The sequence below is a fragment of the Bradyrhizobium sp. UFLA05-125 genome (genome assembly GCF_059803515.1).
In genome coordinates, this window is sequence record NZ_JBANBJ010000078.1 from 1 (window position 1) to 25,378 (window position 25,378).

36 protein-coding genes and 1 tRNA gene are annotated in these 25,378 nt (G+C 63.0%); 9 read left to right on the plus strand and 28 right to left on the minus strand.

Annotation, left to right across the window (positions count from 1 at the left end; all coding sequences use genetic code 11):
* The 4 genes from SO156_RS38270 to SO156_RS38285 all read right to left on the minus strand — a co-directional run.
* On the minus strand, positions 1-424 hold a 424-nt coding region (locus tag SO156_RS38270), incomplete at its 3' end, for an ABC transporter permease subunit (protein ID WP_498538397.1).
* Entirely contained in the window at positions 421-1,533 is a 1,113-nt protein-coding gene (locus tag SO156_RS38275; protein WP_458148100.1) for an ABC transporter permease, read from the minus strand. The genes SO156_RS38270 and SO156_RS38275, both read right to left, overlap by 4 nt.
* Positions 1,526-3,073, minus strand: a complete 1,548-nt coding sequence (locus tag SO156_RS38280) for a sugar ABC transporter ATP-binding protein (RefSeq protein ID WP_498538398.1) — start codon at positions 3,071-3,073, stop codon at positions 1,526-1,528. The genes SO156_RS38275 and SO156_RS38280 overlap by 8 nt, the downstream gene beginning before the upstream one ends.
* 64 nt (positions 3,074-3,137) lie before the next feature.
* Positions 3,138-4,268, minus strand: coding sequence for a sugar ABC transporter substrate-binding protein (locus tag SO156_RS38285; RefSeq protein ID WP_498538399.1), 1,131 nt, complete (start codon positions 4,266-4,268; stop codon positions 3,138-3,140).
* A 455-nt stretch (positions 4,269-4,723) separates the two neighbouring features.
* Between SO156_RS38285 and SO156_RS38290 the strand changes: the two genes are divergently transcribed.
* From SO156_RS38290 to SO156_RS38320, 7 genes are all read left to right on the plus strand, one after another.
* Positions 4,724-6,034: an ABC transporter substrate-binding protein gene (locus tag SO156_RS38290; protein WP_458148097.1), complete on the plus strand. Its 1,311-nt coding sequence runs from the start codon at positions 4,724-4,726 to the stop codon at positions 6,032-6,034.
* Between the two features lie 376 nt (positions 6,035-6,410).
* The gene (locus tag SO156_RS38295; RefSeq protein WP_458148137.1) at positions 6,411-7,652 is read left to right on the plus strand and encodes a site-specific integrase; all 1,242 of its coding nucleotides are present in this window, start codon (positions 6,411-6,413) and stop codon (positions 7,650-7,652) included.
* A gap of 27 nt (positions 7,653-7,679) precedes the next feature.
* Positions 7,680-8,222, plus strand: coding sequence for a hypothetical protein (locus SO156_RS38300; RefSeq protein ID WP_498538400.1), 543 nt, complete (start codon positions 7,680-7,682; stop codon positions 8,220-8,222).
* Between the two features lie 69 nt (positions 8,223-8,291).
* Entirely contained in the window at positions 8,292-8,636 is a 345-nt protein-coding gene (locus SO156_RS38305; RefSeq protein ID WP_458148095.1) for an ArsR/SmtB family transcription factor, read from the plus strand.
* Between the two features lie 12 nt (positions 8,637-8,648).
* Positions 8,649-9,122, plus strand: coding sequence for an ArsI/CadI family heavy metal resistance metalloenzyme (locus tag SO156_RS38310; protein WP_458148094.1), 474 nt, complete (start codon positions 8,649-8,651; stop codon positions 9,120-9,122).
* A gap of 8 nt (positions 9,123-9,130) precedes the next feature.
* Entirely contained in the window at positions 9,131-9,655 is a 525-nt protein-coding gene (locus tag SO156_RS38315) for an arsenate reductase ArsC (RefSeq protein WP_458148093.1), read from the plus strand.
* The gene (locus SO156_RS38320; protein WP_458148092.1) at positions 9,655-10,329 is read left to right on the plus strand and encodes an aquaporin; all 675 of its coding nucleotides are present in this window, start codon (positions 9,655-9,657) and stop codon (positions 10,327-10,329) included. The genes SO156_RS38315 and SO156_RS38320 overlap by 1 nt, the downstream gene beginning before the upstream one ends.
* Positions 10,330-10,369: 40 nt before the next feature.
* Here SO156_RS38320 and SO156_RS38325 read toward each other — a convergent pair whose 3' ends face one another.
* The 24 genes from SO156_RS38325 to SO156_RS38440 form a co-directional block, all read right to left on the minus strand.
* Complete coding sequence (locus SO156_RS38325; protein ID WP_458148136.1) at positions 10,370-11,332, minus strand: hypothetical protein; 963 nt, start codon at positions 11,330-11,332, stop codon at positions 10,370-10,372.
* 454 nt (positions 11,333-11,786) lie between these two features.
* Positions 11,787-12,515, minus strand: coding sequence for an energy transducer TonB family protein (locus SO156_RS38330; protein ID WP_458148091.1), 729 nt, complete (start codon positions 12,513-12,515; stop codon positions 11,787-11,789).
* Positions 12,512-12,946, minus strand: a complete 435-nt coding sequence (gene exbD / locus SO156_RS38335) for a TonB system transport protein ExbD (protein WP_458148090.1) — start codon at positions 12,944-12,946, stop codon at positions 12,512-12,514. The genes SO156_RS38330 and exbD overlap by 4 nt, the downstream gene beginning before the upstream one ends.
* A gap of 4 nt (positions 12,947-12,950) precedes the next feature.
* Complete coding sequence (exbB, locus tag SO156_RS38340) at positions 12,951-13,766, minus strand: tonB-system energizer ExbB (protein WP_458148089.1); 816 nt, start codon at positions 13,764-13,766, stop codon at positions 12,951-12,953.
* Between the two features lie 46 nt (positions 13,767-13,812).
* Complete coding sequence (locus SO156_RS38345; protein WP_498538401.1) at positions 13,813-15,969, minus strand: TonB-dependent receptor; 2,157 nt, start codon at positions 15,967-15,969, stop codon at positions 13,813-13,815.
* A 1,028-nt stretch (positions 15,970-16,997) separates the two neighbouring features.
* Positions 16,998-17,186: a hypothetical protein gene (locus SO156_RS38350; protein WP_458148087.1), complete on the minus strand. Its 189-nt coding sequence runs from the start codon at positions 17,184-17,186 to the stop codon at positions 16,998-17,000.
* A complete protein-coding gene (locus SO156_RS38355; protein ID WP_458148086.1) occupies positions 17,183-17,509 on the minus strand; it encodes a hypothetical protein in 327 nt (108 codons plus the stop codon). Before SO156_RS38355 ends, SO156_RS38350 begins: the two co-directional genes overlap by 4 nt.
* A 56-nt stretch (positions 17,510-17,565) precedes the next feature.
* Positions 17,566-17,745, minus strand: a complete 180-nt coding sequence (locus SO156_RS38360) for a hypothetical protein (protein ID WP_458148085.1) — start codon at positions 17,743-17,745, stop codon at positions 17,566-17,568.
* Positions 17,746-17,755: 10 nt separating this feature from the next.
* The gene (locus SO156_RS38365; protein ID WP_458148084.1) at positions 17,756-17,947 is read right to left on the minus strand and encodes a hypothetical protein; all 192 of its coding nucleotides are present in this window, start codon (positions 17,945-17,947) and stop codon (positions 17,756-17,758) included.
* The gene (locus SO156_RS38370; RefSeq protein ID WP_498538402.1) at positions 17,944-18,309 is read right to left on the minus strand and encodes a hypothetical protein; all 366 of its coding nucleotides are present in this window, start codon (positions 18,307-18,309) and stop codon (positions 17,944-17,946) included. Before SO156_RS38370 ends, SO156_RS38365 begins: the two co-directional genes overlap by 4 nt.
* A complete protein-coding gene (locus SO156_RS38375) occupies positions 18,306-18,974 on the minus strand; it encodes a hypothetical protein (protein ID WP_458148082.1) in 669 nt (222 codons plus the stop codon). The genes SO156_RS38370 and SO156_RS38375 overlap by 4 nt, the downstream gene beginning before the upstream one ends.
* Complete coding sequence (locus SO156_RS38380) at positions 18,971-19,294, minus strand: TSCPD domain-containing protein (protein ID WP_458148081.1); 324 nt, start codon at positions 19,292-19,294, stop codon at positions 18,971-18,973. The genes SO156_RS38375 and SO156_RS38380 overlap by 4 nt, the downstream gene beginning before the upstream one ends.
* On the minus strand, positions 19,291-19,431 hold the full coding sequence (locus SO156_RS38385; protein WP_458148080.1) for a hypothetical protein: 141 nt from the start codon (positions 19,429-19,431) through the stop codon (positions 19,291-19,293). The genes SO156_RS38380 and SO156_RS38385 overlap by 4 nt, the downstream gene beginning before the upstream one ends.
* 68 nt (positions 19,432-19,499) lie before the next feature.
* On the minus strand, positions 19,500-19,685 hold the full coding sequence (locus SO156_RS38390) for a hypothetical protein (RefSeq protein ID WP_439372962.1): 186 nt from the start codon (positions 19,683-19,685) through the stop codon (positions 19,500-19,502).
* A 27-nt stretch (positions 19,686-19,712) separates the two neighbouring features.
* Complete coding sequence (locus SO156_RS38395) at positions 19,713-19,907, minus strand: hypothetical protein (protein ID WP_458148079.1); 195 nt, start codon at positions 19,905-19,907, stop codon at positions 19,713-19,715.
* A complete protein-coding gene (locus SO156_RS38400; RefSeq protein ID WP_458148078.1) occupies positions 19,907-20,119 on the minus strand; it encodes a hypothetical protein in 213 nt (70 codons plus the stop codon). Before SO156_RS38400 ends, SO156_RS38395 begins: the two co-directional genes overlap by 1 nt.
* Positions 20,119-20,376: a hypothetical protein gene (locus tag SO156_RS38405; RefSeq protein WP_458148077.1), complete on the minus strand. Its 258-nt coding sequence runs from the start codon at positions 20,374-20,376 to the stop codon at positions 20,119-20,121. The genes SO156_RS38400 and SO156_RS38405 overlap by 1 nt, the downstream gene beginning before the upstream one ends.
* Positions 20,376-20,618, minus strand: coding sequence for a hypothetical protein (locus SO156_RS38410; RefSeq protein ID WP_458148076.1), 243 nt, complete (start codon positions 20,616-20,618; stop codon positions 20,376-20,378). Before SO156_RS38410 ends, SO156_RS38405 begins: the two co-directional genes overlap by 1 nt.
* A gap of 93 nt (positions 20,619-20,711) precedes the next feature.
* Positions 20,712-20,787: transfer RNA gene (locus SO156_RS38415), tRNA-Phe, on the minus strand.
* A 361-nt stretch (positions 20,788-21,148) separates the two neighbouring features.
* Complete coding sequence (locus SO156_RS38420; RefSeq protein WP_458148074.1) at positions 21,149-21,499, minus strand: hypothetical protein; 351 nt, start codon at positions 21,497-21,499, stop codon at positions 21,149-21,151.
* 112 nt (positions 21,500-21,611) lie between these two features.
* Positions 21,612-21,821 carry a hypothetical protein gene (locus SO156_RS38425; protein WP_458148073.1) on the minus strand — a complete coding sequence of 70 codons (210 nt, stop codon included), beginning with the start codon at positions 21,819-21,821 and terminating at the stop codon, positions 21,612-21,614.
* Complete coding sequence (locus SO156_RS38430) at positions 21,821-22,264, minus strand: helix-turn-helix domain-containing protein (protein ID WP_458148072.1); 444 nt, start codon at positions 22,262-22,264, stop codon at positions 21,821-21,823. Before SO156_RS38430 ends, SO156_RS38425 begins: the two co-directional genes overlap by 1 nt.
* Before the next feature lie 16 nt (positions 22,265-22,280).
* Positions 22,281-23,225, minus strand: a complete 945-nt coding sequence (locus SO156_RS38435) for a recombinase RecT (RefSeq protein ID WP_458148071.1) — start codon at positions 23,223-23,225, stop codon at positions 22,281-22,283.
* A complete protein-coding gene (locus SO156_RS38440) occupies positions 23,225-24,151 on the minus strand; it encodes a PD-(D/E)XK nuclease-like domain-containing protein (protein WP_498538403.1) in 927 nt (308 codons plus the stop codon). Before SO156_RS38440 ends, SO156_RS38435 begins: the two co-directional genes overlap by 1 nt.
* Before the next feature lie 385 nt (positions 24,152-24,536).
* Here SO156_RS38440 and SO156_RS38445 point away from each other — a divergent pair, with 385 nt between their 5' ends.
* Together SO156_RS38445 and SO156_RS38450 are read left to right on the plus strand one after the other, a co-directional pair.
* Complete coding sequence (locus tag SO156_RS38445) at positions 24,537-24,947, plus strand: GcrA family cell cycle regulator (protein ID WP_498538404.1); 411 nt, start codon at positions 24,537-24,539, stop codon at positions 24,945-24,947.
* Between the two features lie 60 nt (positions 24,948-25,007).
* Positions 25,008-25,376, plus strand: a complete 369-nt coding sequence (locus SO156_RS38450; protein ID WP_498538405.1) for a GapR family DNA-binding domain-containing protein — start codon at positions 25,008-25,010, stop codon at positions 25,374-25,376.
* Positions 25,377-25,378 lie beyond the last annotated feature (2 nt).

Here is a 25,378-nt window from a genome sequence, read left to right on the forward strand (position 1 = left end):
TATGGGCTACCATCAGGCCGCGCATCACCGCGTTGACGCCGAGGGTGAAGATCATCGAGGGCACGCGCAAGTACGCGACGCCGATGCCGTTGACGAGCCCGACCAGAAGCCCGATCGCGAGCCCGACGGGAATGGCGAGCGGCCCGCCGATCGACGTCGCCATCATGGCAGCGGCGGCCAGTGTCCACGGCACCGACAGGTCGATCTGGGCGATCAGGATCACGATCATCATGCCGGCCGCGACGATGCCGAGGAAAGCGCCGATCTGAAGCTGCTGCAACAGATAGGTCGGCGACAACAGCGGCGCGCTGCCGAAACGGGCGAACGTATAGACGGTGCCCGCCACCAGGATCACGAGGATGAACAGCGCCGCAATCAGGATCGGGCGGTCGTCGCGCGAGAGGCTGAGAGAGGCCGACGTCATCGAAAGAGCTCCAGCGTATTCCTGACGCGCAAGACGCCGAGCGCGCCGATGCTGACCGCCGCCAGCAGGATCAGGCCCTCGAACAGCGGTTGCAGCAGGGGCGCAATATCGAAGATGCGAAAGAAGAATGAGATCACACGCAGGATCATGGCCCCGAAGATCGAGCCGATCGCACTGCCGGTGCCGCCGAGCAGCGAGGTGCCGCCGATCACAACGGAGGCGATGGAGTTGAGCGTATAAGCGCCGGCCTGCGGAATGTCGGCATTGCCCGAGGAGGTCTGGATGGCCAGGAAAAGACCACCGCAGCCGGCGAAGAAGCCGGCGAGCGTGAAGGCCGCGATCTTGGCGCGGTCAATGGGCAGTCCCGACATGTAGGCCGCGCCTTCGGCCGAGCCGACCGCATAGACGGCGCGGCCGAGAACGGAGCGGCGGAACGGCACCCAGACGAGGAGCGCGATCAGGACCAGCAGCACGAAGGGCACCGGGATCCAGGCCACCGGCGCAAACCAGCTTGCGGCACCATCGTCGAAGATATGCACGGTCGCCGCGAAATCGCCGAGCGAATTGGTCAGCGCCCAGTTGAGATCCTCGTCGATCTTGCCGCCCGGCGTCGGCCGCAGGAACAGGGCGATGCCGATATAGACCGCACCGGTCGCGAGCGTCGCGATGATCGGCTGGATGCGTCCGTAAACGACGACACAGCCGTTGACGAAGCCAGCCAGCGCGCCGATGGCGAGGCAGACGACGATCCCGAGCAGGATGCCGCTGACGCCGCCGGGGAAGGTGCCGAGGAAAAGATGCAGGCCGAAGATATCGAGATGCAGCGGCGCGCCTCCCGCCGTCCCCGTGAGCAGATAGCTCGCAAAGCATCCCACCATGGTCATGACGGCACCGACCGAGAGATCGAGGCCCGAGGCCAGCACAGGGACGGTCTGGGCCATGGCCAGCATGGCAAGCGCAAAAATCTCGTCGCTGTTCTGCACCAGCACGGCCGAGGAGAAGCCCTTGGGGTGCGCGAGGTTGTAGAGCAGATAAAGGACGCAGAACAACACAATGGCGGTGACGATGCCGACGTTCTGGCGGACACGGATGGCAACATCGTCAAGCATGGACGGCTCCGGGACCGGGCGGCGCTGCGGCATCGATGTTCAGCGCGCTCGCGATGATATTGGTCTCGGTCAACTCATCACCCTCGAGCTCGCGCACGATACGGCCATCATACATGATCGCGACCCGATCGCAGCAGCCTATCAGCTCGTCATAGTCGGTCGAGTAGAACAGGATGGCGGCGCCCTGGTCGGCGAGCTCACGCATCAGCCGGTAGAGCTCCTGCTTGGTGCCGACGTCGATACCGCGCGTGGGATCGTTGAGCAGGATGATGCGCGGCTCGGTCATCAGCCATTTGGCGAGCACCACCTTCTGCTGATTGCCACCGGACAGCGTCGAGACCGCATCGCTGGGCGCGCCGATCTTGATCTGGAGCCGCGCAATGGCGCGCTTGACGGCTTCGCTCTCCTTGGCACGGTCGACCAGAGGTCCGGTCGAGATTGCGTCGAGCGAGGCGACCACCAAATTGTCGGCGACCGACATCGGCAGCATCAGGCCTTCCGTCTTGCGATCCTCGGGTACCAGTGCAATGCCAGCCGACTTCGCAGCTGCGGGGGAGCCCGGCCGCACCTCGCGGTCTTGGACCGTGACGCGCCCGGAGATGCCGCGCAGCACGCCAAAAAGCGCCAGCAGGAGAGATTTCTGACCCTGGCCGTCGAGGCCGCCGAGACCGACGATCTCGCCGGCGCCGACGCGCAGCGAAATGCGGTCGAGACGACCTTCCCACGACAGGTTGTCGAGCGCCAGCATCGGCTTCACCGAGGTACGGGCCGGCTTGGCAGGATATTGAGCCGCGATGTCGCGCCCGATCATGAGCTGAACGATCTCCGCGGTCGAACGCCTGCCCTTGTCGAAGGTCTCGATATGGCGTCCGTTGCGGAACACCGAGGCACGGTCGGCCAGCGCCTCGACCTCGTGCATGCGGTGCGAGATGTAGAGAATGGCAACGCCCTCGGACTTGAGCCGGGCCAGCATCGCGTAGACCTTCTCGACGTCGGCGCTGGTGAGAGCCGAGGTTGCCTCGTCCAGGATCAAAAGCTGCGGCCTCTTGCCGAGCGCCTTGGCAATCTCGACGATCTGGCGGCGCGACAGCGGCAGGTCGCGGACGCGCATCAAGGGGTTGACGTCCTCGCACCCGATCTCGGCCAGCAGTTCCTCGGCGCGGCGGCGCTGCGCCCGTGCGTCGATCAGGCCGAACCGGCGCGGTGGCGAGGCGATCGAGATGTTGTCCGCGACCGAGAGGTCGGGCATCAACGACAATTCCTGGAAGATGCAGACCACACCGGCGGCATTGGCGGCCGACGGCGTCGCGAAGCTCACGTCATGTCCGGCGAGCCGCATGCGGCCGCTGTCGGGCTGCACCACGCCGGCGATGATCTTGATGAGCGTCGATTTGCCGGCGCCGTTCTCGCCCAGCACGGCGTGGATCTTGCCGCGCTCACAGGCAAAGTCGACGCCCTCGAGCGCCCGCACCCCGGCGTAGCGCTTGGAGATGCCGGACAGCTCGAGAAAGGCTTCTTGCGTCAGGACGGCATCCGGCATGGCGAGGCTCACGCAACGACGGCCCGGCGGGTGCCGGGCCGTGACCGAGGCATCCCCAGTGAGCTCACTGGGTGTTCTTTTCGCTTTGCGACATGATCTCCGGCGCGGTGAAATTCACGCCGCAGGGCGTGAACTGGTTCGGCGCGAAGAAGTTGGCGTTAAGCTCGGGCCAGTAATTGGTGCCGGGCTTGAGATCCTTGTAGGTCGCGACCGGAATCGGGATCGAGATCAGCTGCGGCATGGGATTGCCCTGAAGCGCCGAGATCGCCGCTTTCATGGCAATGGCGACCAGCGCCGGCGACTGACCGTAGGACATGCCCTTGAGGCCGTCCTTGGCGTGATCGGCGATCTGCTTGCGAAACTCGTTCTCGCCCTCGCCCGACATCGGCACGAAGGGATGCTTGGCCGACATCATCGCCTGCACGGTGCCGTCGGAGCCGCCTTGCGTGAACACGCCATCGAAGTGGCCGTGCACCGCAAGCGCGTCCGCCGTCACCTTCTGCGAGGTGCCGGTATCCCAATTGCCGACCACTTCGGTGATCTTGAAGCTGTTGCCGGGTGCTTCCATCACCTCGCGGAAGCCGAGATGGCGGTCACGGTCGACGGAATTGCCGGGCAGGCCACGAACCTCCAGGATGTCGCCGGACTTCTTGCCGCTTTCATCCATGATCCATTTCGCCGACATGCGGCCCATTTCCTTCTGGTCCTCGTTGACCATCATCACCTTGTCGGTATCGAGGATGTTGTCGAAGGGAACGACCACCACGTTGTTCTTGTCGGCGAGACGGATGATGCGGTCGAAGCCGTCGGGCGCCACCGCGATGGTGACGATGCCGTCAAAGCCCTGATTGATGAAGTCCTCCATCGCGCCGAGTTGCGCTGCAACATCGGTGCCGGTGGAGACCACCTTGAACTCCTTGATGTTCTCCTTGATGCCGGGCTGCTCGGCAAATGCCTTCGCCGTCTTCACCATCTGGATGCGCCAGGTGTTGCCGACGAAGCCGTTGACGAGGGCGATCTTGTAGGGCCCCGGCTTCTTATCCCACTGGAAGAACTTGGTCTGGCTGGACCAAGGCTTGAAACATCCGGGATCGGCGCCCGGACCGGACACCACCTTGGGGCCTGCCAAAGCACTGACCGGGGATAGCAGGAGACCGGCGCAAGCCAGCCCTGCAAGACGATGCGTCCATTCCATGTCCCTTCTCCTTGAGCGTTTTGCGTTTCCAACCCTTAAACTGGCGCGATGGCCATGCCGGGAATTGAGCTTCCCATGCAATTTGCCTGGCTAGGATGACATGCAATCTGCGATGCGCACAAGCCGAAGGCCCACCGACGCCCTCGGCTCGCACCGAGCAAGCCAGCAAAAATCCATCACAAAAACGGGAGGCGGTGCGGCCTCGTACAGCGCGCCCGAGGAGGCACCGATAATGGCGCAAAAAGAATGATACTCAGGGGAAAATGTTCGCGGCGGGCGCCGAGCTTCCAGTGCGACGCGACACGTGATCCGAAAACCCCGACCGCGATCGCGCGGCACATCGCACATGTCCGAATTGCCTAGTGCGGCGCATGTTGACTTTCCACCACCCCCTCCAAATACTCGGCAAAAAAAGCGTAGAGCCGGTCGCAAACGCCGGGCCATGGGAGGATAGGATGCCCACTTCACGCAGGATGCTGCTGAAGACCTCGGCGGCTGCCGCCGCCGCACTCAGCCTCGATTGGACACGCGCCCAAGCACAAGCCGAAACGTTGCGCATCGGCGTGATCTACGACCTGACCGGCCCGTTTGCGGCGGGCGGCTCGGTCGCTTCCTCGATCGGCGCGCAGATCGCGATCGACCTCGTCAACGAGAAGGGCGGCATCGGCGGCAAGACCAAGATCGTCCCTGTCGCCGCGGACTCCCAGAGCAAGCCGGACGTCGCGATCAACGAGGCAACCCGCCTGATCGACCAGGAGAAGGTCGACATCATCATCGGCGTCTATGCAAGTGCACACGCGGTGCCGCTCGCGGCAAAGGTCGAGCAGCAGAAGAAGATCCTCTGGATCACGACCGCGGTCTCGACCGCCGTGTTCAAGGACAAGAACCTGCAATACGTTTTCCGCGCGCAGATTCACTCCGACCAGTATGGCCAGGCCTTCGCGGGCTTCCTCGCCGAGCATGCGAAAGGAAAGCTCGGCATGGATCCGAAGGACGTCAAGGTCGCGCTCATCCACGAGGATGGCCCCTATGGCGTCGGCGTTGCCGCCGCCGACGAGGCCTATGCCAAGGAGGCTGGCGTTCAGGTTGCGCTGAAAGAGGGGTATTCGGCCTCCGCGCCCGATCTCTCGATACTCGTCACCAAGATCAAGCGCGCCAAGGCCGACGTGATCTCGCATGCCGGATACAATCCCGACATCACGCTGTTCCTGCGCCAGGCACGCGAGAGCGGGCTGCGCTTCAAGATGCTGTTCGGGGCCGGGGCCGGCTACAGCCAGCTCGACAAGCTGCGCGCGACGTTCGGTGCGGACATCGACAATTTCTGCAACATCGACCCGGTGCCCGCGCAGCTGCTCGATCCGTCGAAGCTCGCCCCCGGCATGGGCGATCTCATCAAGACCATGGTTTCGCGCTATCAGGCGAAGACCGGCGCGACCGACGTGCCGCCGCACTGCTCGATGGGCTTCAACCAGACATGGGTGCTGCTCAACAACGTGCTGCCGGTAGCGAAGGAGAAATACGGCAGCTTCGAACCCGATGCGATCCGCAAGGCCGCGCTCGACGTCGATATCCCCGCCGGAGGCACGATCCAGGGCTATGGCGTGAAATTCTTCCCACCGGGCACGCCGCTCTCCGGCCAGAACGAGCGCTCGACACCGGTCGTGATGCAAAATGCCGGCGAGCACATCTCGGTGGTGTGGCCGACGAATATCCGGACGCAGGACCCGGTCTTTCCGCTGCCGAAGGGATCGACCTACGGGGCGTAGGAGGAAAGCTTTTGCGCTGACTCTTCCCCTCCCCCCTTGCGGGAGAGGGTGGCTCGCCGCTTCAGCGGCGAGACGGGTGAGGGGTTCTCTCCACGAGTAACCTCTCGCGATTGGCGCTTTCGGAAACAACTCCTAATCCGGCGCTTCGCGCCACCTTCTCCCGCAAGGGGAAAAGTTTGCGGGTCCTTGCGGTTTCTTGCGGCACCCACTCGACTTCCAAACCCCTGATATCCTTAGTAAATTACGCACGTTCCGGAAAGCGGACGCACCGGCCCGCACCCGCATTTACCGACACCAAACCCGACACCAAAACAACGGAATGTGCAAGATGTCGCCCTTCAATCTCAAAAGCCCGAGCGCTCGCGCCAAATTGGCCGTGCGCAAGCGTCCCTATCGCCAGCACCTTGAACGCGGCCTGACCCTTGGCTATCGCCGAAACCAGGGGCCAGGCACCTGGTGCGTCATCGCTCCCGATGGCAACGGCAGCGAGTGGCTCAAAGCTTTCGGCAGCGCCGACGACGGCGAATCCGTCGCGGACGGCAAAACGATCTTCACCTACAAACAGGCGGCCCAGGAAGCCCGCAGGCTGGTGCGCGGCGGCGACGCCGATAACATTGATGCCGACCAGGGCAAGAGGTTCGTGACCCTCGACGAGGCTCTGACCAACTATGGGACCGATTTGGAAAAGCGCGGCGGCAATCCTTACAACGCCACCTGGCCGCGCCTGCATTTGCCCGCGTCGCTGCTGTCGAAGCCGGTGCCACTGCTTGATGCCACCGAGCTGCGCAAGTGGCGCGACGGTCTGCTCGACGATCTGACACCCGCCAGCGTCAACCGCCACCTGAGCAATATCAACGCTGCCCTCAACCTCGCGGCTGAGCAGGATGGCCGCATCCAGAATGCGCAGGCCTGGAAGAGCGGTCTGAAGCGGATACCGGGCGCGACCGAAAGCAATAACGTCATCCTGCTCGATGATCAGGTCCGCACAATTGTCCGCAACGCCTATGCTCACGACCACGAGCTTGGCCTGTTTACCGATGTGCAGGCCCAGGGCGGCAACCGGCCTTCGCAGAGTGCGCGGCTCCGGGTTCGCGACCTGCTCAACCATCGGACCAGTCCGAAGCTGATGATGCCGAAGTCGAGCAAGGGCGGCGGCGCGAAGGCGAAGGAAAAGCGGGTCGAGCGCTTCCCGCTCCCGATCACTCCGGCTCTGGCGGCGCGGCTGGCCAAACACGCCGAAGGCCGCAAGCCGAATGACAGGCTGCTCTTGCAGAGCAACGGCAAGCCCTGGGGCCGCATCGATCCGAAGGACCCGAGCCGGGACGCTATCGGGGTCGCCGACGATTATGGCGATGATTTCCGCGAGGTCGTCAAAGCAAGCGGCCTCGACCCCGACGAGGTGACGATGTACGCCTTGCGGCATTCCAGCATCGTGCGGCAGCTGATGAAAGGCACTCCGCCCCGCGTCGTTGCCGCCAACCACGACACCAGCGTGGTCGAGATCGAAAGGACCTATTCCAAATACATCACCGACCACACCGATGCGATCACCCGCGCTACTCTCCTGGATCATGAAACAACGCCGCCTGACAACGTGGTGCAGCTGGCAGCGGCCTGATCGAGCCGCACCGTTGAGACGGGTCGCATGACGGTGGAAGACGCGACCACGATTGGCGGCATCGTCATCCCTTCAACAGACCCGGTTTTCCTCGCCGTGGTCATCGGGGTGCACATCCCGCTCGGGATTGCGTGCGTTGTAATCGGCGCTGGCGCAATGCTGTCGCGGAAGGGACGCGGACGCCACTCCAGCTTCGGCTTGGTCTATTTCTGGTGCCTACTGGCGCTTTTCACCTCGGCCACCGTGCTCTCGGTCATGCGCTGGGCCGAGAACTACCACCTGTTTGTTCTCGGTGCCGTTGCTTTCGCCTGCGCTTTGTTTGGTCGCACCGCGCTGCGACGGCGTTGGCGCAATTGGGTGAGGCTGCACATCACGGGAATGAGCATGTCTTACGTTTTCATGCTGATCGCCTTCTACGTGGACAATGGAAAGCAATTGCCGATCTGGAAGGACCTTCCGTCAATCACCTACTGGCTTCTGCCGCTTGCGGTCGCGGCACCGCTCATTGTCCGGGCGTTGCTTTGGCATCCCCTGGCGCGGGCCCCGAGTGGTGGGGTCACGCAACGGTGATCGACAACATTTCAATGGCTGCTGAAATGATAGTTGACGAGGGTCGATTATTTCGACGATTATTGAAATATGAAAAAGGCAGATGTCGTGGCCGCCTTGGCGGCGCTGGCTCAAGACAATCGTCTCGACGTTTTCCGGCTGCTTGTGCAGGCCGGTCCCGAGGGCATGTCCGCTGGGTCGGTGGCGCAGGCGCTCGATCTCGCGCCCAACACGCTGACATTCCACTTCGACCGGCTTCGGGAAGCGGGCCTTGTTACGGTGAGGCGCGAGGGCCGCTCGATGATTTATGCGGCGCAGTTCGAGACGATGAATGGGCTGCTCTGCTTCCTGACCGAGAACTGCTGCGGCGGCGCGCCGTGTGCGCCCGTCGCTGAGTGCAAGCCTGCGCGGAAGCGGGCGAAAACGCCAGCCTGAAAGGGAAAAGCCATGAAGCGACTGCATGTTCACGTCTCGGTCGAAGACCTGTCGCGCTCGATCGGGTTTTACTCGGCGCTGTTCGCGGCGCAGCCGTCGGTGGTGAAACCAGATTATGCGAAATGGATGCTCGATGATCCGCGCGTCAACTTCGCCATTTCAACGCGAGGCCGCCAACCTGGCCTCGATCATCTCGGCATTCAGGTCGAGAACAGCGAGGAATTGCACGAAGTCTACGATCGCTTGCGGCAGGCTGGCGGCAATATCATCGAGCAGGGGCAGACGTCCTGCTGCTATGCCAAATCCGAGAAGTCGTGGATCGATGACCCGGCGGGCATCGCGTGGGAGACCTTCCACACGACCGGCGAGAGCACGAACTACGGCGACGGCACTGGAGAGAACGGGGCGCGGGTCGCGCATGAGAAGCAGAGCGCCTGCTGCGCGCCACAAGCTGAGCCGAAGCAAGCCACTGCGTGCTGCAATTAGGATCGACCATGACCGACCAGCCCTACAACGTCCTATTTCTCTGCACCGGAAACTCGGCGCGATCGGTCATCGGCGAAGCGATCCTCAACAAGATCGGCGCGGGCAAGTTCCGCGCCTACAGCGCGGGCAGCCAGCCGAAGGGCAAGGTGAACCCGCATACGATCCAGCTTCTCGAAAGTCTCGGTTACGACACATCCGGCTTTCTCTCAAAGTCATGGGATGAATTCGCCAAGGGCGGCGAGCCCAAGTTCGATTTCATCTTCACCGTCTGCGATAGCGCGGCGGCCGAGGCATGTCCCGTGTGGCCGGGTCATCCGATGACCGCACACTGGGGCATACTGGACCCGGCCGAAGCAAAGGGCACCGATGCCGAGATCGCGCTGGCGTTCAAGGAGGCTTACCGCCTGCTCAATCAGCGGATCAGCGCTTTCGTCGCGCTGCCGCTGCGGGCGCTGGACCAGATGAGCCTCAAGGCCAAGCTCCGTGAAATCGGCGAGATGGAAGGCGCAACGCAGGTACGGGAACGCACCTGATGCCGTCGCTGGCGCGCCGAATTGTTGCCGAATGGCTCGGCACCGCGTTCCTGCTGGCGGCCGTCGTCGGCTCTGGCATCATGGCGCAGAAGCTCTCGGGCGGAAACGTCGCGCTCGCCCTGCTGTGCAACACGATCCCGACCGGCGCGATCCTTGTCGTCCTGATCCTCATATTTGGACCCGTATCCGGCGCGCACTTCAATCCCGCCGTGACGCTGGCGTTGGCCTATCGGGGCGAGTTGCCGTGGCGGCTGGTCGCGATCTACATCGCCGCGCAGATCGCTGGCGGGATCGCAGGCGTATGGACCGCGCATCTGATGTTCGATCTGCCGTTATGGCAGTTGTCGATGACCCAACGCGCAGGGACCGGCCAATGGCTGGCCGAGGCGGTCGCAACGTTTGGGCTCCTGTTGACCATCTTCGGCTGCGCTGCTCGCGCGCCAAGCGCGATCCCGTATGCGGTCGGTCTCTACATCACGTCAGCTTACTGGTTCACGGCCTCGACATCATTCGCGAATCCCGCCGTGACCATCGCTCGGTCCGTGTCGGACACGTTCGCGGGTATCGCTCCCGCTGGGGTGCTAGCGTTCATCGTGGCGCAATTGGGGGGCGCCTTGGCTGCAACGGCAATTGCCGGATGGCTTTGGGAAGCTAAGCCTTCCGCAGCGGGCTAGGCCAACCTTCAAAGGAACTTTGGCGAAACAAGGAACGAGTTCACGGCTTGCAAACCGGAGGCGACCGTGCGGGCAGCTCCGGGTCCTTATGGTATCGAGCAAGGATCGGTTCGAGAACCTCTTTCGGCCAGAATTTCGGAGTGCCCATCTGCTTCAAGCAGAGGGCGTTCCAATACAACCCCGCTCGCGACAGCGACTGGCGAGTTGCAGCGGCTTGCGCGACCGCCTCGATGTCGTGGGATTCCGGATAAATGTAGACCGTCGTTGGATCGTCCTTCAACAGCGGAACGATTTGCTGGGCGTCAGACGGCGACCAACTGGTGCAGCCATCGCTGCGACCTCCGGAGTAGTCCACCAGAGTCCCAAATGGAACGTAACCGTTCTGGTTCGCATATGGACTACGTGGATTCTTTCGAAGACATATGTCCTTCAGTGTGACGGCCGCATGTCCACCGATGGCGCGCGGTCTGGCGTTGGCGGTCTCGCCCTCGCCATCGAACTGAACAAACGAGCGCGTCAAGGCCGCATCTTGTTTCGTCGACACGCGATAATAGCCTTTGAACGACGTTTTCGTCTCACCTGTCACGTAGGCGCCGCCGGTCGTCAGGTGCGAATCCATGGCATTGCCAAAATTCTTCGCGCACTCTCTGCCATTTGCGAAATCAGCAACGCCCTTCAAATTGCGACCGCTGCCGTGCCCTGCGGAAATCGCACGAAAAGACCGGTCAGCTTCGCAAATAACGTAAAACCGGGAGCCCAATCTGCCATTGCCTAAATCGTTGGGGCGCGTCGCGTCCATGGCAAAATAGCAGGGATTTTTAACGACGCCTTCGTTCACCTTTCTCAGATAGAGGGCGCGCGCCCTCTGTAGGACCACTTGCGCGATCTGCCCGTCGCCTTCGCCAATAAGGCCTCGCAGCCAGGCCGGAACGTCCGACGTTTGCTCCGCTGCAAAGGATCCAGCCGCCAGCCACGCGGCCGTTGTGATGCTGAGACCAACCATCTTGAGAAAGCTTAATCCTGACCGCAACGGATCGCCTCCACCTTACCCTTCGCGGGCTTTTAGTAGCCGCAATCTCTGTACTGTTTCGAGGCAACACGAAAGTGCGAGCCTATTTCAACGAAATCCACGTCCAGACATTGGTTTCCTCGACGGTATTCGCCAAGGCCGTTGCATTGAAGGTACTCAAGGTTTATTCGCCAGCGCTTTTCGTGCGGTGAGTAGGTTGCGAAGTCATGCCGGGCGCGGGCCGGCCCTTTGCAGATTCCAGTGATGTATTGTCGGACCTCGGCGGGCAAATTGTCTATATGGCGAGGATCCCAGGGATCCTCCTTATTTGCGGCACTGCCTTTGGAAACAGCGGGCAGTTCACTGCAAATCAGAAGGCAAAGAGCCAGCAACAAGGTCCGGACTGTCATTCGACACTCCCGTCGAGTGCGACCCGGTGCCGGCGCCTTCAACTGGACCGGGCGAAATTCACCGGCGCGATGTAAGTATCCTGCGCGCCCGGCTTGGCCGCAGGGAATGCCGGGAAGGGACTCGCGCGTCGAAGAATCTCGATCGCCTCGCGATCGAGTACATCGTTGCCCGACGACTTCGTTACAGTGCTGCCGATCACATCGCCTGCGCGGTTCAGCACAAATCTCACGATGACCGTGCCTGATTTGCCGCGCGCGGCCGACGGGTAGCGCTTGAACTTTTGCAGATGGCCGAACACCAGCGCGTTATAGGCGTTTGAGCCTGCTTCGGTGAACTGCCCGATATGTTCGCTCTTTGGCGGCGCGCGGGTTTCCGGCGCGGGCGGTTGAGGCACCGGCTTCGGTTCGTCCACCTCCTTCTCGACCTTTGGCAGCGTGACTTCCGCCTCTTGTGCCGGCGGCGGTGGCTGCACCGCCGGCTCTTCCTGCTTCTCCTCGACCTTGGGCGGTTCCGGTGGCGCGGCCTCGGCCTGCTGCATGGTTGGCCCGACGGCGATGTCCTGGTTTTGGATCTCGGGCGAACTGCTTTCGACCGGCGCCAGTGTCACTGCGATGGCGGGCAGGATGTTCGGTTCGACCGGCCTGCGGGCATACCACAACGCAACCGTGGCCACGATCGCCGCGTGCGCCATCAGGATCGTCACGCCGGCAAATGTCCAGCGGGAAAGTCCGCGCCGTTCTGGCAGATGCAGTGCAAACGCGTTCATGGCTTGGCTGCCGGCGTTTCCAGACCGACCAAAGCGAGCTTGAGATATCCGGCGTCGCGCAGGCTGTTCATCACCTCCATGAGCGCGCCATAGCTGAGTGTCTTGTCTCCGCGGACGAAAATCGTTTCGTCCTTATGATTGTTGGTGGCGGAATCGAGCGCGGCCGAAAGCTCCCCGCGCGGCACCAAGGTCTCGCCAACCGCAATGGTCTCGTCCGGCTTGATGGTCACGAAGACGGGCTTGTCCGGCCGCGGCTGCTCCGGCGCGGTACTAGCGGGCAGGTTGACGCCGATGTCGACAGTGGCAAGCGGTGCCGCCACCATGAAGATGATCAAGAGCACGAGGATCACGTCGATGAACGGCGTGACGTTGATCTCGTGCTGGATTTCGAGATCGTCGCTGCCCGAACGTTGTCCAAGACGTATGGCCATGCTGTCACTCCGCGGCCCGTGACAGCATCGCGGCGCGGCCGTGCTGTCCGCGGCTGATCATCAACAGGAGCTGCGCCGAGGCGTCATCCAGCAACACGCGGTAGCCGCCGATGACCCGCACCAGGTGGTTGTAGATCACGACCGCGGGGATTGCGGCGACGAGTCCCATCGCGGTTGCGAGCAGCGCTTCGGCGATACCAGGCGCCACCACCGCGAGATTGGTGGTGTGGGATTCTGAAATGCCGATGAAGGAGTTCATAATGCCCCAGACCGTGCCGAACAGGCCGACGAACGGTGCCGTCGCGCCGATCGTGGCGAGCAGGCCGGTGCCGCGCGAGATCTGCCGCGTCATCGCCGCCTGCACGCGCTCCAGCCGCAAGGCAACGCGCTCCTTGAACGCGTCGTCGACGATGCCGTCGGACAGTTCGGCCTCGCGCGCGGTGGTGAGGATGAGCTGGGCGACGGCGTCGCTGTCGTTACGGCAGGCGCGGACCGCCTCCGCGAGGCTGCCGCCGCTTTCCAACAGCCTGGTGCGGCGGCGGGCCTGCCGCCGCGCGCCCGCCAGCTCAATCGTTTTGGCAAGCCACACCGTCCAGGTCACGAACGATGCAAACGCAAGCCCGATCATCACCGCCTTCACGATGATGTCGGCGTTGAGGAACATGCCCCATGGCGAGAGATTGCGGGGCAGCAGCGGATTTGAGGTGTCCGCCTGCGCCAGCGCAGCCGTCGATATCGCGAGCGGTGCAAGGCTCACGATAGTCAGCGTGACGATGCGGGCGAAAATTCCAGACTTCGCCCGTGAGTTGCGATCAGGCATATGGTTCTCTTTTCTGTTGTCCTTCTGGATCACTCCCTGCTCCCGCTCATATCTTCTGTGAGATACCGACGAAGAATCCTCGCCGCGGTCCGAATTGCGGCGCGAACACGCCGATGCCGGACCCGTCCCTGATTTCGTAGATCTTGTCGAAAAGGTTCACGACGTCGAACCGCACCGTGGTCGGCTTGTTCGGCGCGACGAGATAGAAGTCGTGCGATACGCCGGCATTGACCTGAGTGTAGGACGGTACGTGGTCGGTATTGGCGAAGCCGGAACGAAGTCCGCTGCCGTAGATCATGGATGCGGTAAACTTCGTGTCGTACCACTTATAGGAGGCACCGGCCGACGCCGTCACCCACTGGCTATGGTCGGTGAAGATGTAGTGGGTCGCGATGTAGGCCAGTTCGTCCGGATCGAACAGGAACTGGTTCGAGACGACATTGGTGCCGAGCTGGCGCGCCCAGGCCACGTTGCCGTAGAGCTTGAGATTGCCATTGGTGTAGCTCGCCTTGAATTCGAGGCCGATATTATTCGCCTTGGCATAGTTGAAGCCGCTGAGCACATAGGCTTGGCCGAACTGCCCGTCATCGAGCAGATCACGCGCCAGCTTGACGTAGCCATCGAGGCCGACTTCGAGGCCGGGAATCGGCCAGATCTTCTGAAGCACGCCGGCATCGAAAATATTGGCCCGTTCCGGCAGCACCGGATCGTTCAGGGTGACCGCGGGCGCAGCCACCGTGCCCTGGAACAGCGCAATGTTGGTCGGAGCCGCGATCACCTGCTGTGGCGGCGTGAAGGTTCGCGCGTAGCCGGCATGGACGGTCGTGCCCTCCTGAGGCACCCAGGTCAGGCTGATGCGCGGGCTGAACTGGTTGGCGTCGACATATTGCCACATCTGGTCGAAGCGCAAGCCGGCGTTCAGGGTCAGATTGTTGGTTATCTTCCATTCGTCCTGCACATAGGCGCCGAACAGCCAGCCGAGCTTGGAACTGGAATCAAAAATGGTGACAGGCGGAAGCGGATTGCCCGTGGTCGCGTCGAACGCCTGACCACCGTTCACCGGATCGGCCGGGAATGTGGTGTTGATGTCGGTGACCAGGGACCGCTCGGCGCTGGCGGTGAAGCCGAACCGCAGCGTATGCGCGTCGGCGACGCGCCAGGCGGTATCCTCCTGAATGCCGTTGACGTAGCTCTGACGATACACGCTCGATGAAATCCCGTTGATGAGCAGGTCACCGATCGGGTCGGGGAAGAAGTGGAGCTGGCTGTAGCGGTTGAAATAGGAAAGCTGGTAGTCAATTCCCTCGGCCGAGTGCTGGTAGGCCACGACGTTGAACTGATTGAGTTCGGACTGCCGCTCGTTGAGAAGCGCGGAATTGAAGCTGGTTATGTTCCCCAACTGGAAGTTGGACGGCTGACCGGGATTGTTGGGAATCTGATACAGCGCGTTTGAGACGCCGCCGATGTAGGTGATGCGGCTGTTGGGGTCGAGTACCGTCGAAACGTAAGCAAAGCCTTTTTCCTGTTGCGTGCGGTCGTGAATGGCCTCATTTGCGGGCGTCGGATTCTCGATGCCGAGATTGTTGTAGAGATAGCGACCCGACACGTAATACTGCGTTTGTCCCACGGTGCCACCGTATTCGGCGAACGGCGTGATGGTCTGATGGCTGCCGCCATAGACGCTGACCTTGCCGGAATTGTCGAACGCGTCCGCCTTGGACGTAATATCCAGCACGCCGGCCGTGCGCAGGCCATATTGCGCCGGCAGCGCGCCCGTCAGCAGCGCCATATTGCCGACGATACCTGTGTCGAGGATTTGTCCGAAACCGCCGACGCCGTCGGGCAGCATAATGCCGTTGATGCGGTATTGCAGATTGGCGTGCTCGTTGCGCACATGCAGCTCGCCGCTCGCGGCCGAATCCTGGTGGACGCCCGGGAACTGCAACAGCGCCTTATCCAGCGTAGTGTTGTTGCCCTGCGGCAAGGACTCGATGGCCTGATGGCTCATCTCATAAGAGCCGGCCCCTACCGGCGGGAAGATGTTTTGGCGGGCCGCGTCGAACTTCTGGTTCTGCTGGGCGACGACCTGCGCTTGGGTCGCCGCCTCGCTCGGTGCCTGGGTCTGTGTTGGCGCGGACGGCTGGCGGCGCACCACTTGGCGCGGTGGTGGCGTTCGCGGCCGCCGCTCGGCGGGTGCGACCACGCGCGTTTCGGGCAGGACAGTGCCGCCCTGCGCTTGGGGCGGAGGCGACGGGGTCTGTTCCGTGGCAGGGGGGGTCTGCTGCGGTATCGGCTGAGTCGGAGCCGGCGTTTCGGGCGCGGAAGGGGAGGCGGATGGTTGCGGCGTCGGCGAGGCGGCGCCAGCTTGCGCGCGCGCGGGGACATCTGACGCTGCGACCAGCGCAAGCGTAGACACGGTTAGGAGAAGGCTGCGTGGGATGCGCAAAGGGGCGAAGTACATGAGATTCCTGACTGAGCTGATGCAAGGCTGCGGGGCAAAACAACGCAAGCCATGCTGAGCGATGGAACCTCGGCCGACGGCGACAACAGTTCTGGTGCAGCGCTACGCGACCGAGGCAGCGGCGTCAGGAAATCGGGGGGCCGCGGGATTGAAAGGCCGCGCATGGCGGCTGAGAGATTGCATATTCGTGCTCGACCGCACGATCGACCGATATCTCGGCGAGAGTCGCGAGTAGCGCAGGCGGTGTCGCCGCCAGCGCGTTCCCCATCGCCGCGTGGGCGATGCAGATCGGACAGAGGTAGTCCACCCCGTCGGCAGGATGTTTTGGCGTCCGATCGTGATCGTCTGGCGTGTTTGGCGCTGTGAGGGCAACCTGGCTTAGACCTGAGCCCGTGCCGCCAATGGCATGAACGTGACCAAAGGACAACGCAAAGTTAATGGCGAGCGCAATCAGCGCCGCCCACGAACCCTGTCTGATATTGTTCCTGAACCAGCCCATTCGAAACCGAATTATCACCATTCTGGATGGGCACTCACCTGAGCATTTTATCTGACCTGTCGGCTCGGTCAATCAGTGCCGGGCGACGAAGGCCTGCTGATCGAACCTTGCGGCCTGTAATCAGCGCGGCGGCGTGTAGTCCGCCTCATCCAGCCCATTCTCTCGCTCCTACTGTGCCGGTTGGAGACTGCCAGGGGACGGGCGGCTCCCTTCCACCGCTAGGGCTCCTTAGCTGCCAATATGTCATCGGCTGCGGGCAGCTCTCCGCCGCTTAAGTGGGGCTTTTTTTGCGTTCTGCGGTGGCGCGCTTCACACGAGCGCGGTGGCATTCCTTGCAGACCGTCATGGTCGCATCCCTCAGGCCAGGCCGCACCTGCACATAGAAATCGCTGATCGGCTTTTCCTTGCAGCATGCCTTGCAGACTTTGGTCGCGATAACGTCCAGCTTCATCGTGCTCATTTTCCAAACTTGCGCTTCGGCCAACGGCTGGGCGGGTGCGGCTCGCCTCGGTCCTTAGCCAGGAGGCGCGCCCGGAATTCCTCCTGGGCTTTTTCGATCCGGCGCGTCTTTGCCATCTGCGGGAGATCCCGCTGGCGCGTCTTGACGTTGTGCGCCTTAATCAGCATGGGCGTCAGGTTCCAGAACTCGTCCGAGCCGCCTTGCGCGTGATAGAGCCCATGGTCGAACCGGAACAGCGAAAGCACCTGGTCCTCGGTCATCTTCACCGCATCCTCGTGCGGAATGATCTTCACCAGCTTGCCAGTGCCGTCGTCGGCCAGCATCTCGCAAAGCGTCGCCGCGAGCTTCGTCTTGAACGAGATGTAACCGCGCCGCCTCATCAATCCTCTTCGACGGGCTCGTCGGTCCAGTAATTCGGGTCGGTCAGCACATCGGGCCGATAGCGGCCGAGCTTCTCCTTCCTGCACTTGTCGCAGACCCGGCACAGCGGAATGCCGCGAGCGTCGTGCTCCCACCACGACTGCTTGCCGGACCCGCAGGGGCAGAGATTGTCAGCCATCGTTCACTCCTCAACTCGACTTGAGCGGCCTCGATGTTTCGTAAATCGTCACCAGTTCGACCACGGCGAACTGCTCCTGGTACTGGCAGTCTGCGGCCAGGGCGTCGGCTAGCTGCATGGCCTGATCGGCCCGGTGCAGCTCGGCCACTATCTCACCCCTGGTCAGGTTGATGACTCGGAAGGTCATGGTGCTGCCGGTCACATGATCTGGCGGAAGTGCTCGCGGCAAACGTAGCTCGTCAGGGGATGCCTGATCGGCTGCGGATCGTCGGCGAAGACCACTTCCTCGACCTTGTGCGCGGCGGGCTCGCCGCAGAAGCAGCGCTCGCCGTCGCAGCTGCCGCGCGGAGGCGCTGACCGCTCGACGAGCCCGAGCAACCAGATGACCAGGTTGGCGCGATCCGGCAGCACCAGCTCGTTGCCGGGGTTCGCCGCGCGCCAGCGGCGGACTGCCCGCATGTCGGCCTCCCACTGCAGATCGAAAATGTCCTGCAGCTCGGCTGCCTGTTCTTTGGCAGCCGCAAGCTCGGCCCGCAGGTTCTCCAGTTCGCTCGGTTCGGTCACTTCAGCACCTTCTGGATTTCGGCCAGCGACTTCTCGATTTTGTCGGCGAGTGCCAGCAGCCGCCGCATGTCGGGCTCCAGCTTACGCATTTCGGCGAGCGCGGTCTTCGCTTCTGCGAGCTGCTCGTGGATTTCCTCGTTGCCGACTTCGTCGCCGAAGTTCTCTTCTCGAAGCAGCTTCACCCAGGCGCGCGGCACGCCGAGATCGAGGGCGACCTTCTCGTCGGTCCAGCCGCGCCCGTAGCCGACCTTGCCATCGATATAGACATCGTTCAGCTTCTCGAAAATGATGCGCCGATCCTCGCGCGTCATCACCCTGGCGTTCTCCTGCACCACCTGCAGCGGCTGCTCGGTCTTGTTCACCACGGGTTTCTCCCCAGATTTTCGGATTGCTGAAAACTTCGCCGCGCTGAAGCACTTCGGACAGCGGTGTGCCGTCGCGGTCTTGCCGATGCGCCAGCCCTTCTGCTCCAGCTTGCGAGCGATGAACTGCCACTCGATGTTGCTGTCCATGCCGCGACCGTTTGCCATCAGGTTCACCGGGAGCGGAACGGCGGCCTCGCAGTTAGGCGCGCCGCATCTCGCGATGATGCCACGGACCAGCCTGCCGTCCTCGCCGTAGGGGACGCTGGTGTGTTCAAAGACGGTCGAGGCGACGTTACTCATCCTTCCCTCGCTTCCGGCAGCAGGCGGTCGATCACTGCGCCGATGATCGATAACGGCTGCCCCTGGCTATCGCGGGTGATGGCGCTCGCCATGTTCTCGATCTGCGCGCCGTACTGCAGCGCGAGGGACAACAGGACCGCACCATCACGTGCGATAGCCTCGACGGCCTCGCCGGACCTGCCACCCGAGATGGAGACCTCGCCGGGCACGCCATCGTCGTAGAAGCCCAACGTGACGGCATAGCCACGATTGAGGCCGCCGAAGCTGATCTCGAAGGTCTCGGCGCGGCGGCGCAGCGGCAAGATGCGGCGGTCCGTCATCGCATGTATCCCCGACGCTGTTCGCTGGTTTGAAGGTCAACGATATCGACCCAGCCGATGTCGGGGCGCTGGCGGAAAGCCGCCAGCTCGACCATCAGGCTGGGTTCGGTGGCGTGCGTCGTCGCGATCGCGCACATGCCGCGCCGCCTCCCGTTGTCGGGGTCGTCGATGCCATAGAAGGCCGAAACACGCCACCGCCAAACCATCACGCCGCCTCGGCGATCTTCGGCTTGCGCACCCGGCGCTCGCTCTCCAGCGCACCGGCAACCTGGCGGATGCAGGAGATCAGGTCGTTCGCCTGCGCCTTGGTGGTGATCGCTGCAGTGATGTGCAATTCGAGCGCGTCGTTCTCGGTCTTCAGCTGGATATCGGCCCCCTTGGGAATACGCATAGTCTTCTCTCCTTTTTTGCGCGTTGGTTAAGACGCTTCGTTGAGGATGATGTGCATGACCTCGTTCAGCCGCGCCTGGTAGGCGATGCCGATCACGCCGAGGCCGTCCGCGAACTTCTTGTCGTGCTTCAGCTCCAGCAGGAACGCGGTGATGGCGACGCGGACCGCCATGGCCTGTCCTTCGGTCAGCTTGTGCCCGTCGATGGTGATCGTCGCCTCCATCAGGGCCGCTCCTTTTCGGTGAACATCTCGGCCTGCGGCGCTTCGGCTGCGGCCATCGCGTGGTAATCGAGGGCAATGGCCTCCATCAGCTCGATCTCGCGCTTCGCCTGGGCCTCGTTCATGAAGCCGTCCGCGACGCGCCGCCGATAGACGTGCTTGCGGTAGCCGATCTCGCGCAGCACGCAGCGCAGCTTGTCGACGGCGGTGATCATCAGGTCCCCTCCAGCTCGCGCGCCTTGACCCAGGCCTGCGCGCTCTCGACGGAGATCAAGACCCTGCGACCGACACGCATCTCGGTGGGGGCTTTGCCCGCGTATCGCAGATTGAGGTAGTGGCGCTCGGAGATGCGGAACGCCCGACAGAATTCAGGGACCGAGTAGGCAAGCAGGTCGGGCTTGACCACCTGCTGCTGCTCGCGCTTCTTGCGTTCGGCGCGCGGTTTGGCGTTCGCTTTCGCGGCGGACATCATCAGTGCGCTCCCTTCTGGCGATGCAGGTAGGCGTTGATCTGTTTGATTTCGTCGGCGACGCACCGGTCGAAAAGCCCGTGCATCTCCTGCTGGTGCGAAGGCGCGAAGCAGGCGACGTACTCGGCGACCAGATAGGCCAGCGCCGCGCCCTCGCTGTCGCAATCCATGTCCTCGCTGGCCTGATGGAATGTTTCGATCAGCCTGCAGACGTTGTCGGCGATCTTGTTTTCATCAACCGGCACGGCGGCACCTCCAGGACAGATGGCGGCCAATGTGGAAGTAGCGGCGTCCGCGCTTGCCGCAGACCGGATCACGGGCGAGCCGCACATGCCGATTGGTGCCGGGGGATGGGTTCGAACCACCGACGCGCGGATTTTCGATCCGCCGCTCTACCGGCTGAGCTACCCCGGCATCGCCAACGATGCGGCGCGTCCACATCGCATCGAAGTCCTCGTCGTCGGCCAGGACCGGCGAAGCCAGGGTCGCGGCCAGGCATTGCAGGAGAGCGCGGCGCGCGATCATGCCCGAGCCCTCCGCTTGCGCTTGGTCTGGGGCGCGGGTCGTTGGCTCATATCCTCGCCGCGCGACGGCGCTGTGCGAGACGCCGCCTCCGTAGCTCCACCGGACCCAGGGGAGTGACGATCCAGCAACTTGCGAACGCGATAGGCTTCGGCGAAGTGATCGCCCGCATGGCAATGCGCCGTCTCGCTGCGGCAGTGCTCGCCGCAGCAGATCGCCTGTGCAATTTCGAGGTCGCTGGGTCGGCTCATGATCAGTGCTCGGTCTGGTCAGCCTCGGCGTGGCCGTTGCCGCGCGCCTGGGCCAGGAACATCGGCATCTCACCGGTCTCGGCGATGAGCTGCGCTGCCGCAACGTCGCGCTCGTTATCGTGGAATTTGCGCAGGCCGAGCATCAGGCTGCCGCCGATCTGATCGAGCAGGCTCTTGATCGCCTCGGAGCGCCGCATCAGGTTGTCGCGCTCGGCGTTCACCTTGGTGACCTGGCGGCGCAGGCTGTCGTTCTCGAACTCGATGATCGCCTTGTTGCTCTTGAGCACCTCGTTCTCGGCGCGCAAGGACTGCAGCTCGGTCTCAAGCGAGGAAATTTCGTTAGCGAGGTTCATGGTCACTCCTTTTTTCAGCGGATCAGCGTCCAGAGCAGCTCGGCGACGTAGAGCAGCACGATCCAGACGGCGAAGTTGGCGAACAGCATCAGAAGACGAAGATGGTTGGCACTCATGTCGCGAGCTTCCTTCGAATTTGAGAGCGGACCTGCGTCGGAAACCAACGGCTCACGACGCTGCCGCGATGGAGCAGCACGAGGGATCGTTTCCCGTCCGGACCGGTGAAGTGGATGCGCGTGTGCCTCCCGGCTTCGGAGACGCGGACGTTCGAACCGCCCGCGTCGCGGATGGCGGCAATGGCATCGCGCACCACCTTCCGCATCACTCGGCCTCGGTCTTGCGAGCCAGGGCCTGGCGGATGAAATCCTCGTGCCGCTCGCAGGCGCGGATGACGGCGCTGTGATCGATGTTGAAGACGCGGGCGATCTGGTGATAGCCAGCCCCGGTCACGACCCGCGTGAAGGCCATGATCTTCTGCCGCGTCGCGACGATGTCCCGATTGGGTCTTGTCTGCAGATCAGCGACCGTGACGCCGAAATGCTGCGCGCCAACCGTACATGCGATGGTGCAGTGGTTCAGGTACGGGCGCGTCCCGGTGATCGCCTTGAACTCGGCGAACATTCTGCGATAGCGATCACCGTCAGCCGCGAACGGCATTGCCAGCATGCTGTGCTGGCCACCAACAGCGTGGAGAACCTTCCGAGTAACCCACAGGCGTTCGCTCAGCAGCTCGGCACAGCAGGCGTCGATAACAAACCTATCCATTCCCAGTCACTCCCCGTTACGCATCACTGGTCGGTCGATCACCCGCAGCGTCGGCGGCAGGTGCAGAAGGTGCTTCGGTCTCAGATTTCGGCGGCTTGGGCTTCGGCGCGTGCGTCGCGGCGTGCGCGTCGATGGCGGCGATGGCCGCCTGGCCAATCGGGGGAGCATTGCCGCTCAAGCGCTGCGCCAAACGGGGCGAAACGTCCTTGGCGGCGTCGGAGGCAACGGTGAACCCGGCATCCTCCATCTCATCGCGGCCATACATGCCAGCGATGATGTCGGGGCAGTACATGCGCGCCCAGTCGCGGCTCATGTTGTAAAAGAGCTGCAGATCGGGCTTCTTGTCCCAGAGCGGCGAGCCCTTGACCTTGCCCTTGTCGTTGTGGCCGGGGTGCAGCTTGCCGAGCGTGAACTGGTCGGGATCGGCGTCGAGCGGCGGGAAATAGCGCGGCTCCTTCTCGCCCTTGAAGGTTGCCCAGACCCGGCAGCGGCGCTTGTCGCCTTCGCCCTCGTAGTCCACCTGCAAGCGCGTCGTGATCGGGGCGCGCTGCTCGATGATCGCGTGGAAGAACTGGCTCTCGTAAGCGACGCGCTCGACCTTCTGACCGTTGATCCACTGCTCGACGGTGTAGGTCCAGCCCGCCAGCGAGAGCGGCGAGATATCCAGCTCCTGCGCCTTCATGCAGATGCCGAACATTCCGCCGACGTTGCCCTGCAGCCAGGGCGGCATCATCGGTCCGGCAGCGGACAGCAGCTTGGCCGCATCGACCATGTCGCGCAGGTTGGCGTAATCGACGCCGCCGCCCTTGAACAGCGTCACGGCTTCCGTGCGTTCGCTGACGACCTTTTCGGCGTCGCCGCGTGCAAGGTCACCGCGAGTGACGCGCTGGGGCTGGGCTTGCGCGTGCTGCTGGGGCGGCGGCGAATGCGGGGCTTCGGTGGTGACAGTCTCGTCGGTCATCACGCAGCCTCCCGCAATTCGAACTTGATGCGATCATCGACCGACTTCCGGTACCAGTCGGGCAGATCGACGTACTCGGCATCGGGCCGATCATCGCCAGGACCAGGCCACACGCCGCTGCGGTAGCAGTCCCAGAACATCTTCGCGGCCAGCTCGTTGAGCGCATGGCCGCGCGCCAGGTCCTCCTCCTTCAGTGTCTGGGCGCGCACGCAATAAGGCGGCTTGCTCTCGACCCAGAGCAGCGTGAACGAGTTCGCGGGCAGGCCCAGCGCGCGGGCACCTTCCAGCACCATCGCGCCCTGCTGGTGGTAGCCATAGTCGATGATCGAGCGCTGCGTGTCGCGATAGAGCACCGAGCGGGTCGTCTTGAGGTCGACGAAATCGCCGCTGTCGTTCGGCATCTGGTCCGGCCGCGCCTTCTTCCAGAAGCCGCGCGGGTCGCGCCAGATCAGCGACCGCTCGGGGGCACCGTTGAGCATCCCCTGCTGCACGAGAGGAAAATTGCCGAGCGTCATGATCATGCCCTTGGCGTGCTCGACCATCTCGGGCGACATGATGAATTTGCCCGCTGCGATCTGGGCTGCCTTCCAGTCGCGCCATTCCTTCCTGTTGCCCTGGTACGCAACGCCGCCAACCGTGGCAGGCCGCAGCACGCAGTCGTGCTCGAACGGTTCGCCAGCGACCGCGCTGTGCAGGAAACGGCCCAGCGACAGCGACTCGTTCTGCTCGTCATCGGGCGAGTAAGCCGGATTGAGCTGCGACTTGTCGAAGGCGTGCTTGGGCGACTTGTTGATGATCGTCCGAAAAATGGACGACGAGACGCTCACCTCGACGCACAGATCAGGGCGATGATAATCGGCGAGCGGGATGCCACGGTAAATTCCGGGCGTGGTGATCTGGCTTCCGTCCCACTGGATAGACTGCATGACGACACGAACCTCCGGCGCAAAGCAGTGACGACCTTGGCGCGAGCCAAGGGCGGCAGAGTGCGATGATTTGGAAGCGGGTCACCTGCTACACGGCAGGCGATGACACCGTGGTTTCGAGATCATGAGGGGCGATGGTTGATTTGCTGCTCTTTGCGCCCGCCTGATGTGATCGATTGTCAATCTCGCATATTGGACTGTCAACAGCTCGACGCAGCGCAGACCCGGAAAGTTTTGCGCGGCGTGTTGCAACACGTAACAACTACGCACCACTGAGTCAGTGCCGCTCGTCGCTGCTACCTGTAAGTTGAGCCAGACCCGTTTTTTTTAGGTGCGCGCAAATTTCCTCGTGACACGAGGCATCATCAGGGATGATGAATTGCGGATGCGGTTCAGCGTCTGGGACAACCCCGAGTCCGAACAGGTTCTTCGCGCGATGTGGATGCAAGGTAGCTCAGCGGCCCTCATCGCAGATGCCCTGCACACGTCGCGCAATTCCGTCATCGGCAAGGTCCATCGCCTCGGGCTGTCGCGCACGCAGCGCAAGCCGAAGACCGCGAAGCAGCCGATCAGGTCCAAGGTCGTGCCGCTGCGCCCCAGGGCGAAGCCGGTAGCACGTCCAGGCGAGCCCGTGCCGTTCCTCAAGGCGAAGTGGTTTCACTGCCGCGCCGTGCTCGATCAGCGCGGCACGGACGGCCTCGCGCTGTTCTGCGGCCAGACGAAGGCTAACGGCTCGCCCTGGTGCGCCAAGCATCGGCGCGCGTTCACCGCCACCAGGCCAGGAGGTCCCCATTAGTAGCGCGGCCCGGTGATCCTCCCGCTTCACCGAGGCCCCGCAAAACGCAAAGGGACACCGATGGCGAAAGCAGCGAACACGACCAACGATTTCGAACCTGAAGTCGTGCAGGGACTCCTGGGGAAGATCGACGGCTACCACGCCGACCTTGCGAGCGAGCGCGGCACGTTCATGAAGACCTGCCGCAGCATCCGCGAGAGCATCAGCAACGTCTACACCGAAGCCAAGGCACGCGGCATCCCGCAGAAGGAGCTGCGGTCGCTGGTCAAGATCAGGCTCAACGAGGCGAAGAACCGCAGGATTTACGAGGAGCTTGAGGCCGACCAGCAGCTGACGTTGTCGATGCTGGCGACTGCCGAAGGCGTCAAGGACCTGCCGCTCTGGCGGGCCGCCGCCATGATGGGTGATGCAAGCGCCACCGCTCACTGATT